The sequence below is a fragment of the Pseudomonas sp. P5_B3 genome, from assembly GCF_056400405.1.
Window position 1 is genome coordinate 88979 of the sequence record NZ_JBFULI010000015.1, and the last position, 14775, is coordinate 103753.

Genomic DNA, 14775 nt, shown 5'->3' on the forward strand with positions numbered 1-14775 from the left:
CTTGCCTTTGCTGAGTCCGATTTCTACAGCCACGTTTTACCCCTCCGAGGTGCACCGAACATGAGTGCATCGTCCATCCCTCCAAACGGTCTGATCCGCATGAATCCGCCGGTGTTCTGGTTCTCGGCGAGTTTCATCCTGTTGTTTGGTGTCGTTGTCATCGCCATGCCGGAGCAGGCCGGTGCCTGGTTGCTGGCGGCGCAAAACTGGGCGGCCGACACGGTCGGCTGGTATTACCTGCTGGCGATGACCCTCTATCTGGTCTTCGTGGTGGTCACCGCCTTGTCCGGCTATGGCAAGATCAAGCTCGGTGCCGACCACGACGAACCCGAATTCAGTTACCTGTCCTGGGCCGGCATGCTGTTCGCCGCGGGGATCAGCATCACTCTGTTTTTCTTCTGTGTGTCCGAGCCGCTGACCCATATGCTGCAACCGCCCCAAGGTGAGGCTGGTACGGCAGATGCGGCGCGCCAGGCGATGCAGATTCTGTTTCTGCACTGGGGCCTTCACGGCTGGGGTGTGTTCGCCTTTGTCGGCATGGCGCTGGCCTACTTCGCCTACCGGCATAACCTGCCACTGGCCCTGCGTTCGGCGCTGTATCCGCTGATCGGCAAGCGCATCAACGGCCCGATCGGTTACGCGGTGGACGGCTTCGGCATCATCGCCACGGTGTTCGGCCTCGGCGCCGACATGGGCTTCGGCGTGTTGCACCTCAACTCGGGTCTCGACTACCTGTTTGGCATCGCCCATACCCAATGGATTCAGGTCGGCCTGATCACCTTGATGATGGGCGCGGCGATCATCGTTGCCGTATCCGGCGTCGACAAGGGTGTGCGGGTCATGTCCGATATCAACATGCTGCTGGCCTGTGCGCTGTTGCTGTTCGTGTTGTTCGCCGGCCCCACGCAGCACTTGCTCAACACGCTGATCCAGAACGTCGGCGACTATCTCGGCGCCTTGCCAATGAAGAGTTTTGATCTGTACGCCTACGGCAAACCCAGCGACTGGCTCGGCGGCTGGACGGTGTTCTACTGGGCCTGGTGGATTGCATGGTCGCCGTTCGTGGGCCTGTTCATCGCACGGATTTCCCGTGGCCGGACGATTCGCGAATTCGTTTTCGGCGTGCTGCTGATCCCGCTCGGCTTCACCCTGGCGTGGATGTCGATTTTCGGTAACAGCGCCATCGATCAAGTGCTCAACCACGGCATGAGCGCGCTCGGCATGTCGGCCATCGACAATCCGTCGATGGCGCTCTACCTGCTGCTGGAAACCTACCCGTGGAGCAAAACCGTCATCGCGGTCACGGTGTTCATCAGCTTCGTGTTCTTTGTCACCTCCGCCGACTCCGGCACCGTGGTGCTGTCGACGCTGTCCGCCAAGGGCGGCAATCCCGATGAAGACGGGCCGAAATGGCTGCGGGTGTTCTGGGGCGCGATGACTGCGCTGGTGACCAGTGCATTGCTGTTCTCCGGCAGCATCGATGCGTTGAAGTCGGCGGTGGTCCTGACCTCGCTGCCGTTCTCATTGATTCTGCTGTTGATGATGTGGGGGCTGCACAAGGCGTTTTATCTGGAGTCGCAGAAGCAGATTGCGCAGATGCATTCACTGGCACCGGTGTCCGGATCACGGCGGGGCGGGTGGCGTCAGCGTTTGAGCCAGGCCGTGCATTTCCCGTCGCGGGATGAGGTTTATCGCTTCCTCGATACGACGGTGCGCCCGGCGATTGAAGAGGTCTCGGCGGTATTCATCGAGAAGGGCCTCAAGGTCATCACGCATCCAGAACCGGTCAACGACAGCGTCAGCCTGGAAATCGGTCACGGTGACGAACATCCATTTATCTACCAGGTGCAAATGCGCGGCTACTTTACGCCGTCGTTTGCCCGGGGTGGCATGGGTTCCAAGGAGCTCAACAACCGTCGTTACTACCGCGCCGAAGTGCATTTGAGCGAGGGCAGCCAAAACTACGATCTGGTGGGCTACACCAAGGAGCAGATCATCAACGACATCCTCGACCAGTACGAACGGCACATGCAGTTCCTGCATCTGGTGCGTTGATCGCGGGCAGGGCGCCGGGGCTTTTCAGCTCTCGGCGCTCAGCACCATGAACAACACCAGCGCCGCCACCGGAATGCTGAACACCATCGTGCCGATCCCCAGTTCCGTACTCAATGCCTGGCCGGCGGTCACCACGCCGATGGCGCCGTTGATCACTGTCAACGCCAGCCACAGGATCACGAAACTGTAGGTGAGTGTCTGACGGCTGAAGCCGAGTTTCTCGCCGATGAACAGCATCATCGCGAGCAGGACCAGGCCGAAGGTGATGATGATGATCGTGGTGTGCATGGTTTCTTCCATCCTTGCGATAGCTATCGCGTCTTCGTTGCTTTGGCGACTTTGTTCCTGTCGGCCCAGATCGCGCAAGCCTGTCGCTGTTTTGTTCATGTCTCCGGGCAGATTGAATTTCTGTGAAACGTTTCAGCATTTAGTCGAGTCCCAGGTTTTTTGGCGTCCGTGCGGGCGTATGCTGGGCGACTGGCGAAGCAGTCGAGACCAGATTCAAGACCGACAAGAGAGGATTCGATGACTTACACCGCTGCCGAAAACCGCTACGACTCCATCCCTTACCGCCGCGTGGGCCGCAGCGGCCTGGTGCTGCCGGCGCTGTCGTTGGGCCTGTGGCACAACTTCGGCGACAGCACGCCGATCGATACCCAGCGCGCCTTGTTGCGCACGGCATTCGACCTGGGCATCAACCACTTCGACCTGGCCAACAACTACGGCCCTCCGTACGGCAGCGCCGAGATCAACTTCGGCCGTTTGCTGCGCGAAGACTTCAAGCAGTACCGCGACGAACTGATCATTTCCAGCAAGGCTGGTTGGGATATGTGGCCCGGCCCTTACGGTCAGGGCGGCGGTTCACGCAAGTACGTGCTGGCCAGCCTCGACCAGAGTCTGCAACGCTTGGGCGTGGATTACGTCGACATCTTCTACTCCCACCGTTTTGATCCGGATACRCCGCTGGAAGAAACCGCCAGTGCACTCGCCGCAGCGGTGCAACAGGGCAAGGCTTTGTATATCGGCATCTCGTCCTATTCCGGGGTGAAAACCCGTGAAATGGCCCAGTTGCTCAAGGAATGGAAAGTCCCGTTGCTGATCCATCAACCGGCGTACAACCTGCTCAACCGCTGGGTGGAAAAAGACCTGCTGGACACCACTGACGAACTTGGCACTGGCGTGATTGCCTTCACCCCGCTGGCTCAGGGCTTGTTGACCGACAAATACCTCAACGGTGTGCCGGCGGATGCACGGGTCAATCGTCCGGGCGGTGGTTCGTTGCAGGCGTCGCATTTGTCCGAGGCCAACATCGCCCAGGTGCGGGCACTCAATGAAATCGCCAAGCGTCGTGGCCAGAGTCTGGCGCAACTGGCGCTGGCCTGGACCCTGCGCGATCCACGGGTCACGTCGGCATTGATTGGTGCGAGCCGGCCGGAGCAGATCATCGAGAACGTCGGGGCGTTGAAGAATTTGAGCTTCAGTGCAGAGGAACTGGCGGAGATTGACCGATTTGCCCAGGAGGGTGGGATCAATCTTTGGGAGAAGCCTTCTACTGCTGAGTAAGTAGTGGGTGCCGGACTATTCGGCGCCTTTCAGATCGCCATCGTCGGAACGCCGCCCGGAGCAAGCTCGCTCCCACAGTGTCCTTGTCGTACACAAATCCTGTGAATACCGCCGAACCTGTGGGAGCGAGCTTGCTCGCGATGAGGCCAGTCCTGACAGCAAAGATTTCAGGGGTCAGCGAAAGAAAGGCACATCCCCCAACACAGTCGCCCGCTGCATCACCCGCCGCTCCGGGCGGTAATCATCCGCCGCGTAATGCTGAGTCACGCGGTTGTCCCAGAACGCAATGTCGTCCTGCTGCCAGCGCCAGCGAATGGTGAACTCCGGCCGCGTTGAATGGGCAAACAGGAACTTCAGAATCGCCCCGCTTTCGGTTTCCGACAGTTCGTTGATCTTCGAGGTGAAGCCTTCGTTGACGAACAGCGAGCGGCGCCCGCTGACCGGGTGCGTGCGGATCACCGGGTGCGACAGCGGCGGATTCTTGCGTCGTGCCTCTTCCCACTGGACCAGCGCCTCGGGCGTGTTGCCATAGCGCTCCAGCGGGAATGAACGGGTGAAATCGTGGGTGGCGGTCAGCCCTTCGAGCAAGGTTTTCATCGGCGCCGACAGGGCTTCATACGCCGCAATCCCGCTGGCCCACAACGTGTCGCCGCCAAACGCCGGCAGCAACTTGGCGCTGAGCACGGCGCCCATGGCCGGGGTCGGCAAAAAGGTCACGTCGGTGTGCCAGATCGCATTATCGCGCACGTCGGTGACGGCGGTGTCGAGGATCAGTACTTGCGGTTGTTCCGGCACGTTGGGGTAGATCGGGTGAATGTGCAGGTCGCCGAAACTCGCGGCGAACCGCGCCTGTTGCTGTGGTGTGATTGGCTGGTCGCGGAAGAACAGGACTTGATGCTTGAGCAGGGCCTGCTCGATGGCATCGCGCTGCTCCAGGTTCAGCGGCTGGCTGATGTCGATGCCACTGATTTGCGCGCCGAGGGCGGAGCTTAGAGGAACGATGGTCAGTTGGCTCATGGTGGTTCTCTTCAATCCGGTGTGCCGAGCTTTTTGTGGGAGCGAGCTTGCTCGCGATAGCGGATTGTCAGGCGACACAGGTGTTGAATGTGCAACCGTCATCGCGAGCAAGCTCGCTCCCACATGAATACTGTCAGTGATTTTGGCCGTGCCACGGCACCAGTTTGCGTTGCAGGGCACGCAGGCCCAACTCCATGGCAAAGGCAATCAGCGCGATCACCAGAATCCCCAGCAGCACCACATCGGTGACCAAAAACTGCGCAGCCGATTGCACCATGAAGCCCAGACCGCTGGTGGCGGCGATCAATTCGGCGGCGACCAGCGTCGACCAACCCACGCCGAGGCCAATGCGCACACCGGTCAAGATATCCGGCAAGGCACTGGGCAAAATGACGTGGCGAATCAACTGCGCGCGGGTCGCACCCAGCGACTGCGCGGCACGCAATTTGGCCGGGTCGACCGTGCGCACACCGGTGGCGGTGGCGATGGCAATCGGGGCGAAGATCGCCAGGTAGATCAGCAGCACTTTCGACAATTCACCGATGCCGCACCAGATCACGATCAGTGGCAGATAAGCCAGCGGCGGAATCGGCCGGTAGAACTCGATCAGCGGGTCGAGCACGCCACGGGCGATACGGTTGGCGCCGATGGCGATTCCCACTGGCACGGCGGTGAGAATCGCAAAACCGAGGCCCAGGCCGATGCGGCCCAGACTCGCGCCCAGGTGCTGCCACAGGGTTGAATCCATGTAACCCGAAGTCGCCAGCAGCCAACCTTTTTGCAGTACGGCGGAAGGTGGCGGCAGGAATAGCGGTTCGATCAAACCGGTCGCGGTTACGGCCCACCAAATAACAAGGAGAGCGACCAGTGTCAGCACACTGATCCAGCGAGTGCTCAAACGGCGACTTGCCGGAATCACGGTGGTGCCTGGCGTTATCGCCGCGACGGGAATTTCGTAGCTGCTCATGCGCGCTCCTGCCGCTGGGCGGCGCTGCGTTGGGAGAACACTTTGGCGAGTACGTGTTCGCGGGTTTCGATAAAACGCGGGTCGGACTTGATCGAGCGAGCCGACTCGCCGGCGGCATAACGCTGACCGAAATCGAGGCTCAGGCGCTCGACGATTTGCCCAGGGTTGGGCGCCAACAGAATCAGGTCGGTGGCGAGGAACACGGCTTCTTCGATGTCGTGGGTAATCAGGAACACCGGTTTGGCGGTGCGTTGCCAGACTTGCAGCAACAGTTCCTGCATCTGCTCGCGGGTGAAGGCGTCGAGGGCGCCGAAAGGTTCGTCCATCAGTAACACACGCGGGTCGGCGGCGAGGGCGCGGGCCAGGCCGACACGCTGCTTCTGGCCGCCGGAAAGCTGCCAGATGCGGCGCAATTCAAAACCGGAAAGGTCGACCAGGGCGAGCATTTCCCTGGCACGAGCTTCGCGTTTGTCCCGGGCGATGCCGGCCAGTTCAAGACCGAACCCGACATTGGCCAGTACGTCTTGCCACGGCAGCAACGCGTCGTCCTGGAACACCACGCCACGCTCGGCACTCGGGCCTTGGACTGGCACGCCGTCGAGGGTGATGCGCCCGGCGCTGGGCTCGACGAAACCGGCAATCAGGTTCAACAGCGAAGTCTTGCCACTGCCGGACGGGCCAAGGGCGACCAGCAATTGCCGGGGGCCCAGGCTCAGGGAGATATCCGCCAACACCGGTTCCGGGTTGCCGGGGTACTGTGCGCTGATGCGCTCCAGCTGTAGCAAGGCCATCGCGTTGACTCCCGATCAGTTGGTGATGAACTTGGCGCTGACGTAGGGCGCGTAGTCCGGCAGCACGGCCTCGACCTTGCCTTGCTCCTTGAGGAACGCCGCGGTGTCGGTGATGGCTTTGGTAGTCGGTGCGCCGAGGGTGAGCACCTGGTCAGCTGCCAGCGGGTAGACGTTGCCTTGCAGCAGCAATGGAATGTCGCTGGCCTTGGCGCCGGAGAGCTTCACCAGTTTGTCGACGTTGCCTTGGTTGGCGAGCCAGGCTTGCGGGTCTTTGCGGTAATCGGCGTAGGCGTCCAGAGTCACTTTGGCGAACGTAGTGACGATTTCCGGATGCTTCTCGGCGAAATCCTTGCGCACGATCCAGGCATCGAAGGTCGGTGCGCCGAACTTGGCCAGCTCGCCGGAGGTGATCAGTACCTTGCCGTTTTCCTTGGCGACACCGAGGGCCGGGTCCCACACGTAAGTGGCATCGATGTCACCGCGTTTCCAGGCGGCAATGATCGCGGGTGGAGCCAGGTTGAGAACGGTGACTTTCGATGGGTCGATGTTCCAGTGCTTGAGCGCAGCGAGCAGGCTGTAGTGACCGGTGGACACAAATGGCACGGCGATTTTCTTGCCGATCAGGTCTTGCGGGGTCTTGATCCCGGAACCGTCGCGGGCGACCAGGGCTTCGGCGGCGCCGATCTGGGTGGCGATGAGGAAGGTTTCTACCGGGACTTTGCGAGTGATGGCGGCGGTCAGAGGGCTGGAGCCGAGGTAGCCGATCTGCACGTCGCCGGAGGCGATGGCAGCGATGATATCGGCACCGTTGTCGAATTTGCGCCAGCTGATATCGGCCTGGGTGGCCTTTTCGTAGGCGCCGTCGGCCTGGGCGACTTTCGCCGGGTCAACGGTGGTCTGGTAGGCGACGGTGAAGTCGGCCGCCTGGGCAAAAAAACTTGCGGTAGCCAAGGAAGCGGCCGCCAGCAAGCGTAGAGGGAAAGTCAGTTTCATCAGAAAGCTCCTTGTCAGGCGACCGAGTGTCGGCGTGAGAAAGAGACTAAATGATCTAAGAATTCTAAAATAAATAACTTTTTAGAATTAGCTTATGAGGGGAAAATTCTCAGAGAGACCGCTGCGCGGTCTATCGCGAGCAAGCTCGCTCCCACAGGATTTGCGCAGTTCCTGTGGGAGCGAGCTTGCTCCGGGCGGCGTTCCGACGATAAGGTCCGCAGGACCTTCGACGCTCAGTTGCTGATCGCCAGAATGCTCGCCTGGTACGCTCCGACGAACACATCGAAATCACCGACTTCGTTCTGTTCCAGCTCAGCCTGTTGAGCCAGCGACGAACGCGCCCGCTCTTCAAACTTCGCCTGTTCCTCAGCCGCCAACGGCTCGCTGCGGAAGAACTCGGCATGGGCCTGGCTCTGGCGCAGGGAGAACTGGGCGAAGCTCTCCTTGTGCTCGGCCATGGCCACCAATACCTGGGCCGACGGCGTCAGGGACGGGTCCTGGACCTTGGCCATCTGGGCGTCCAGCGCCTTGCTGTGGGCATCGCCGCCATGGCTCTGGTCGAGCATCGCCGCCAGAGGAGCAATTTTCTCCAGCAACTCGCCGGCCCATTCCTTGAGGTCAACCGGTTGGCCATCCCGTTGCAGTTGCAGGCCCGGACGACGACCTTCCTTGACCACGCTGAGGAAGTTCGAGGTCGCGTTGCCGCAGCTGGTATTGGTCAGCAGCGGGCTGTCGTTCAATGCGCAGTACAGCAGGAACGCATCGAGGAAACGCGACTCGGTGAGGTCGATGCCCATCGGCAGGAACGGGTTGATGTCCAGGCAGCGCACTTCAACGTACTGGATACCCCGGGCCATCAGTGCCTGGATAGGGCGTTCACCGGTATAGGTCACGCGTTTCGGGCGGATGTTGGAGTAGTACTCGTTTTCGATCTGCAGGATGTTGGTGTTGAGCTGTACCCACTCGCCATCCTGGTGGGTGCCGACTTCGACGTACGGTGCATACGGCGTGGCCACCGCTTTGCGCAGGCTGTCGGTGTAGCTGTTCAGATCGTTGTAGCACGGCGTCAGGCCGGCCTGGGCGTTGCTCTGGTAACCCAGGTCGCTCATGCGCAGGCTGGTGGCGTACGGCAGGTACAAGGTCTGCGGGTCCAGTTGTTCCAACTGGTGCGAACGACCGCGCAGGAAACCGGCGTCCAGTGCTGGCGACGCGCCGAACAGGTACATCAGCAGCCAACTGTAGCGGCGGAAGTTGCGGATCAGCGCGATGTAGGACGACGACTGGAAATCGCGGTCGGTGCCGACAAAACCTTCGGCCTGCTTGAGCAGCGGCCAGAGCTTTTCCGGCAGGGAAAAGTTGTAGTGGATGCCGGCAATGCACTGCATGGTCTTGCCGTAACGCAGGGCCAGGCCCTTGCGGTACACGTACTTGAGCTGCCCGATGTTGGACGTGCCGTAGTAGGCGATCGGGATGTCTTCCTCGGCCGGCAACGGGCAAGGCATCGACGGACTCCACAGGTACTCGTTGCCGAGCTTGCTGTAGGCAAAACGGTGAATGCTGTCCAGGCTCGCCAGCGTATCGGCAGGATCGGGCAGGGCCGGGGTGATGAACTCCAGCAGCGACTCGGAATAGTCGGTGGTGATCTGTTCATTGGTCAGCGCGGAACCCAGGCTTTCCGGGTGCGGCGTTTGCGCCAGGCGACCTTCATCGGTCACGCGCAGGCATTCACGTTCGATGCCGTGAAGGCACTGTTCGAGCAGAGAGAGGTTAGCGCGCTCGCCGAGCAGAGCCAGGCGGCGGTTGAGAAGTTCGCTCAAGTTGGATTCCTTCACGCGTCAGTCGCCCCAATATGGGGGTGGGCAAGACGGTCTACAAGGGTGAAGTTAAAACTGGCGTTTTCGCCTGGTTTTTCGAGCCGCACAGGCCATGTGCCGGTCAGTCAGTAACTGCACAATCCCTGTGGGAGCGAGCTTGCTCGCGATGAGGGTTTATCAGTCAACATTATTGTCGTCTGACACACCGCCATCGCGAGCAAGCTCGCTCCCACAAGTTTCATTGCGCCGAAATTAACTCAAATCGATGACCGGTAGCTACAGGACAGCGAACGTGCCTTGTGCTTTTGCGACCAGTTTGTCGCACTGCATCACATCGGCCTCGACCACCAATGTGCGGCGACCCGGGTGGATCACCCGCGCCGTGCACATCACCTCGCCGTCTGAGACGGCACGGATGTAGTTGATCTTGCACTCGATGGTCGCGCTCTGCTGGTCAAAGCCGTGGGTGCTGGAACAGGCCAGCCCCATGGCAATGTCCACCAGGCTGAACAAGGCCCCGCCGTGCAGCTTGCCGCCGCGATTGCGCAGCTCGGGTTCCAGCGCCAGGGCGACTTGCGCTACCCCGGTTTCCAGACTGTGCAAGCGGCAGCCCAGCAGCTTGAAAAACGCGCTTTCGGTCAGCCCGGCGGGAATGTCCATCAGCGTTTCTTCAACTGCTTGGCATTGGCGAACAGCGAAGCCATGGCATTGTTGCCCGGTGCTGCCGCCGTGGTTTCCTTGCGCGGTGCGGTGTTCTGGGACTGGCGTGGCGCCGAACCCGGACGTGCGCCGCGAGCGCCGTCGATTTTCTCGCCCGGGGTGTCGCTCATGCGCATCGACAGGCCTACGCGTTTGCGCGGGATGTCCACTTCCATGACCTTCACTTTCACCACGTCACCGGCCTTCACCGCTTCCCGTGGATCCTTGATGAACTTCTCCGAAAGCGCGGAGATATGCACCAAACCGTCCTGATGCACGCCGATATCGACGAAGGCACCGAAGTTGGTCACGTTGGTCACCACGCCTTCGAGGATCATGCCCGGTTGTAGGTCCTTGAGGTCTTCGACGCCTTCCTGGAACTCGGCAGTCTTGAACTCGGGACGCGGGTCGCGCCCTGGTTTTTCAAGCTCCTGGAGGATGTCGGTCACGGTCGGCAGACCGAAGGTTTCATCGGTGTACTTCTTCGGATCGAGACGCTTGAGGAACGTGGCATCGCCAATCAGCGAGCGGATGTCACGGTCGGTTTCGGCGGCGATGCGCTGAACCAGCGGATAGGCTTCCGGGTGAACCGCCGACGAGTCCAGTGGGTTTTCACCGTTCATGACGCGCAGGAATCCGGCGGCCTGTTCGAAGGTTTTTTCACCCAGGCGAGCGACTTTCTTCAGCGCGGCGCGGGTCTTGAACGCGCCGTGCTCGTCGCGGTGGCTGACGATGTTCTGTGCCAGGGTCGCGTTGAGGCCGGAGATCCGTGCCAGCAGCGCCACGGAAGCGGTGTTCACGTCCACGCCAACGGCGTTAACGCAGTCCTCGACCACCGCATCCAGGCCACGGGCCAGTTTCAGCTGCGACACGTCGTGCTGGTATTGGCCGACGCCGATGGATTTCGGATCGATCTTCACAAGCTCCGCCAGCGGATCTTGCAGGCGACGGGCAATCGACACCGCGCCACGGATCGACACGTCCAGATCCGGGAATTCCTTGGAAGCCAGTTCCGATGCCGAGTAAACCGATGCGCCGGCCTCGGAAACCATGACCTTGGTCATCTTCATGGCCGGGTATTTTTTGATCAGCTCGGCGGCCAGCTTGTCGGTCTCGCGGCTGGCGGTGCCGTTGCCGATGGCGATCAAGTCCACCGAGTGCTTGGCGCACAGGGCGGCGAGCACGGCGAGGGTCTGGTCCCACTTGTTGTGCGGCACGTGCGGGTAAACCGTGGCGTGATCCAGCAGTTTGCCGGTGGAGTCAACCACGGCGACCTTGCAACCGGTGCGCAGGCCCGGGTCCAGGCCCAGAGTGGCGCGCGGGCCGGCCGGGGCCGACAGCAGCAGGTCGTGCAGGTTGTGGGCGAAGACGTTGATCGCTTCGGTTTCCGCGCCATCGCGCAGCTCGCCCAGCAGGTCGGTCTCCAGGTGGGTGTAGAGCTTGACCTTCCAGGTCCAGCGCACCACTTCGCCCAGCCATTTGTCGGCGGCGCGGTTCTGGTTCTGGATGCCGAATTGCTGGCCGATCATGCCTTCGCACGGGTGCATGCTGCCCGGCAGTTCGTCGCCGACTTTCAGCGCGGAGCTGAGGATGCCTTCGTTGCGGCCACGGAAAATCGCCAGCGCGCGGTGCGACGGCATGCTTTTGAGCGGTTCGTCGTGTTCGAAGTAATCGCGGAACTTGGCGCCTTCCTCTTCCTTGCCGGCGATCACGCGGGCACTGAGGGTGGCTTCCTGCTTGAGGTAGTTGCGCAGCTTCTCCAGCAGGCTGGCATCTTCGGCGAAGCGCTCCATCAGGATGTATTTGGCGCCTTCGAGGGCTGCCTTCACATCGGCCACGCCTTTTTCCGCGTCGATGAAGCGTGCGGCTTCGGTTTCCGGGCTCAGGGACGGATCGTTGAACAGACCGTCCGCCAAGTCGCCGAGGCCGGCTTCCAGGGCGATCTGACCCTTGGTGCGGCGCTTCTGCTTGTACGGCAGGTACAAGTCTTCGAGACGGGTCTTGGTATCGGCGAGCTTGATATCGCGTTCCAGTTGCGGGGTCAGCTTGCCCTGCTCCTGGATGCTGGCGAGGATGCTGATACGCCGTTCGTCGAGTTCTCGCAGGTAGCGCAGGCGCTCTTCCAGATGACGCAATTGCGTATCGTCGAGGCTGCCGGTCACTTCTTTCCGGTAACGGGCGATGAAGGGAACGGTAGAACCTTCATCGAGTAGCGCGACGGCCGCTTCGACCTGTTGTGGGCGTACACCGAGTTCCTCGGCGATGCGGCTGTTGATGCTGTCCATAAAACCACCTGACAAATTGTGAAAGCAGGCTCGCAGGCGCGGAAATAGGGCCTTCGCGAGTCTGGTTGAGCGGCCTGGCCAGCGCCGCTGCCTGGGTCAACAGGCATTGCGTTGACCCGTGAAATCGAACAATTACTGCTGACGCGATAAAAATAAATCGCGTCCGTCTGTAGTACCTGTCTGATGTTGCCTGACACAAAAGGCCGGGCATTATAACCAGCGTTACGGCATTCGGGGGCATCGCGGGTTGCCGGTGCAATGGCCGGTTTTCTGGCGGTATAGGAAAAATCTGCTAACAATGCACACGGTGCGTATAACGGCAGCTACGCCATAATGCGCGCCGAGATCAAAGGGAGCATCCAATGAGCAGCACTGCACAAACTGCTGAAGGCGAAAAAATTCTTATCGTTGACGACGATCCGGGGCTGAGCAGCCTGCTGGAGCGTTTTTTCGTCAGCAAGGGCTACCGCGCCCGCGCCGTACCGAACACTGAGCAGATGGATCGCCTGCTGGCGCGCGAAGTATTCAACCTGGTCGTCCTCGACCTGATGTTGCCCGGCGAAGACGGCTTGACCGCCTGCCGCCGTCTGCGCAACGCGAACAACCAGATTCCGATCATCATGCTCACCGCCAAGGGCGACGAGCTGAGCCGCATCAAGGGCCTGGAACTGGGCGCCGACGATTACCTGGCCAAGCCGTTCAACCCCGATGAGCTGATGGCTCGCGTCAAGGCGGTATTGCGTCGCCAGTCGGCTCCGGTGCCTGGCGCTCCGGGCAGCGAAGACGAAAGCGTGACCTTCGGTGACTACGAGTTGTCCCTGGCCACCCGCGAGCTCAAGCGCGGCGAAGAAGTGCACATGCTCACCACCGGTGAATTCGCTGTGCTCAAGGCCCTGGTGATGAATGCACGTCAACCGCTGACCCGCGACAAATTGATGAACCTGGCCCGTGGCCGCGAGTGGGATGCCCTGGAGCGTTCCATCGATGTGCAGATTTCCCGTCTGCGCCGGATGATCGAACCCGACCCCTCCAAACCGCGTTACATCCAGACCGTCTGGGGTGTGGGTTATGTGTTTGTTCCGGATGGTACCGCCACCAAGTGATTGGCGATTTGTAGGAGCGGGTCATGCGGATAACGGATCAATCGATCCTGTCCGCAGACTCGCGATCCGCAATATGCGAGCATTGCTCGCTCCTGCAAGTGTTTAACGGCTATCCATGAAAACCCCCGTTTGGTTTCCCCAGAGCTTCTTCTCTCGCACCCTTTGGCTGGTGCTCATCGTCGTTCTCTTCTCCAAGGCGCTGACCCTGGTTTATCTGCTGATGAACGAAGACGTGCTGGTGGACCGCCAATACAGCCACGGTGTCGCCCTGGTGCTGCGTGCCTACTGGGCGGCTGATGAAGAGAACCGAGCAAAGATTGCCGATAGTGCACCCCTGATTCGGGTAGTGGGTGCCGGTGTCCCGGAAGGCGAGCAACATTGGCCATACAGTGAGATTTACCAGCGACAGATGCAGACCGAGTTGGGGCCGGACACCGAAGTGCGACTACGCATGCATTCTCCCCCGGCATTGTGGGTTCGTGCTCCGAGCCTGGGTGAAGGTTGGCTGAAAGTGCCGTTGTATCCGCACCCGTTGCGTGGTCAGAAAATCTGGAATGTGCTCGGCTGGTTCCTTGCTATCGGTCTGCTGTCCACGGCGTCTGCGTGGATCTTCGTCAGCCAGCTCAATCAACCTTTGAAGCGTCTTGTGTATGCCGCACGGCAACTCGGCCAGGGTCGCAGCGTGCGCCTGCCGATCAGCGATACGCCGAGTGAGATGACCGAGGTTTACCGAGCCTTCAACCAGATGGCAGAAGACGTCGAGCAGGCTGGTCGCGAGCGCGAACTGATGCTGGCCGGTGTTTCCCATGATTTGCGCACGCCGTTGACCCGCTTGCGTCTGTCCCTGGAATTGATGGGCGATCGCACCGACCTGACCGACGACATGGTGCGTGACATCGAAGACATGGATGCGATTCTCGATCAGTTCCTGGCGTTCATTCGCGACGGGCGAGACGAGTCGGTGGAAGAGGTTGACCTGAGTGATCTGGTCCGTGAGGTCGCTGCGCCCTACAACCAGAATGAAGAGAAAGTGCGGCTGCGCCTGGAGCCGATCCAGCCGTTTCCGTTGCGTCGTGTGTCGATGAAGCGGCTGCTGAACAACCTGATCGGCAATGCGCTGCATCATGCCGGCAGCGGTGTGGAGGTGGCGGCCTATGTCTCTGGTGACACTGCCGCGCCATACGTGGTGCTGAGCGTCATGGATCGTGGCGCCGGGATCGATCCTTCGGAACTTGAGGCCATCTTCAACCCGTTCACCCGCGGTGATCGTGCCCGCGGTGGCAAGGGCACCGGGTTGGGATTGGCAATCGTGAAGCGGATTGCTTCGATGCATGGTGGCAACGTTGAGCTGCGTAACCGCTCGGGTGGTGGGCTGGAAGCGCGGGTGCGGTTGCCATTGGGGTTGATGCTGCCGCGGGATGCCGTTTAAAACCTGAATTTTTCAGTGAGGCTGATGGCCCCATCGCGAGCAAGCTCGCTCCCACAGGA

The 14775-nt window shown here is 60.8% G+C and carries 12 protein-coding genes; 4 read left to right on the forward strand and 8 right to left on the reverse strand.

What is annotated here, in order from left to right; all coding sequences use genetic code 11:
* Nucleotides 1-99 precede the first annotated feature (99 nt).
* The gene (gene betT, locus AC1DRN_RS11880) at nt 100-2055 is read left to right on the forward strand and encodes a choline transporter BetT (RefSeq protein WP_223462750.1); all 1956 of its coding nucleotides are present in this window, start codon (nt 100-102) and stop codon (nt 2053-2055) included.
* A 24-nt stretch (nt 2056-2079) separates the two neighbouring features.
* Here the strand turns inward: betT and AC1DRN_RS11885 are convergent, their stop codons facing one another.
* Entirely contained in the window at nt 2080-2343 is a 264-nt protein-coding gene (locus tag AC1DRN_RS11885; RefSeq protein WP_223462717.1) for a hypothetical protein, read from the reverse strand.
* A gap of 237 nt (nt 2344-2580) precedes the next feature.
* On the opposite strand from AC1DRN_RS11885, the gene mgrA reads away from it, so the two are divergent.
* Nucleotides 2581-3618, forward strand: coding sequence for an L-glyceraldehyde 3-phosphate reductase (gene mgrA / locus AC1DRN_RS11890; protein ID WP_223462718.1), 1038 nt, complete (start codon nt 2581-2583; stop codon nt 3616-3618).
* Between the two features lie 174 nt (nt 3619-3792).
* Here the strand turns inward: mgrA and tauD are convergent, their stop codons facing one another.
* From tauD to AC1DRN_RS11925, 7 genes are all read right to left on the reverse strand, one after another.
* On the reverse strand, nt 3793-4635 hold the full coding sequence (gene tauD, locus AC1DRN_RS11895; RefSeq protein WP_223462719.1) for a taurine dioxygenase: 843 nt from the start codon (nt 4633-4635) through the stop codon (nt 3793-3795).
* A gap of 133 nt (nt 4636-4768) precedes the next feature.
* Nucleotides 4769-5602: a taurine ABC transporter permease TauC gene (gene tauC / locus AC1DRN_RS11900; RefSeq protein WP_223462720.1), complete on the reverse strand. Its 834-nt coding sequence runs from the start codon at nt 5600-5602 to the stop codon at nt 4769-4771.
* The gene (gene tauB / locus AC1DRN_RS11905; RefSeq protein ID WP_457265710.1) at nt 5599-6393 is read right to left on the reverse strand and encodes a taurine ABC transporter ATP-binding subunit; all 795 of its coding nucleotides are present in this window, start codon (nt 6391-6393) and stop codon (nt 5599-5601) included. Before tauB ends, tauC begins: the two co-directional genes overlap by 4 nt.
* A gap of 15 nt (nt 6394-6408) precedes the next feature.
* Nucleotides 6409-7386 carry a taurine ABC transporter substrate-binding protein gene (tauA, locus tag AC1DRN_RS11910; protein WP_457265709.1) on the reverse strand — a complete coding sequence of 326 codons (978 nt, stop codon included), beginning with the start codon at nt 7384-7386 and terminating at the stop codon, nt 6409-6411.
* Nucleotides 7387-7619: 233 nt separating this feature from the next.
* On the reverse strand, nt 7620-9203 hold the full coding sequence (gene gshA / locus AC1DRN_RS11915) for a glutamate--cysteine ligase (RefSeq protein WP_223462722.1): 1584 nt from the start codon (nt 9201-9203) through the stop codon (nt 7620-7622).
* 273 nt (nt 9204-9476) lie between these two features.
* Nucleotides 9477-9860 (reverse strand): PaaI family thioesterase, encoded by a 384-nt coding sequence (locus tag AC1DRN_RS11920; RefSeq protein ID WP_223462723.1) that lies wholly within the window; start codon nt 9858-9860, stop codon nt 9477-9479.
* Nucleotides 9860-12184, reverse strand: coding sequence for a Tex family protein (locus AC1DRN_RS11925; protein WP_457265708.1), 2325 nt, complete (start codon nt 12182-12184; stop codon nt 9860-9862). Before AC1DRN_RS11925 ends, AC1DRN_RS11920 begins: the two co-directional genes overlap by 1 nt.
* Nucleotides 12185-12546: 362 nt before the next feature.
* Here AC1DRN_RS11925 and ompR point away from each other — a divergent pair, with 362 nt between their 5' ends.
* Together ompR and AC1DRN_RS11935 are read left to right on the forward strand one after the other, a co-directional pair.
* A complete protein-coding gene (gene ompR / locus AC1DRN_RS11930) occupies nt 12547-13287 on the forward strand; it encodes an osmolarity response regulator transcription factor OmpR (protein WP_007972873.1) in 741 nt (246 codons plus the stop codon).
* 115 nt (nt 13288-13402) lie between these two features.
* Nucleotides 13403-14716 carry an ATP-binding protein gene (locus tag AC1DRN_RS11935; RefSeq protein ID WP_223462725.1) on the forward strand — a complete coding sequence of 438 codons (1314 nt, stop codon included), beginning with the start codon at nt 13403-13405 and terminating at the stop codon, nt 14714-14716.
* Nucleotides 14717-14775: the final 59 nt, after the last annotated feature.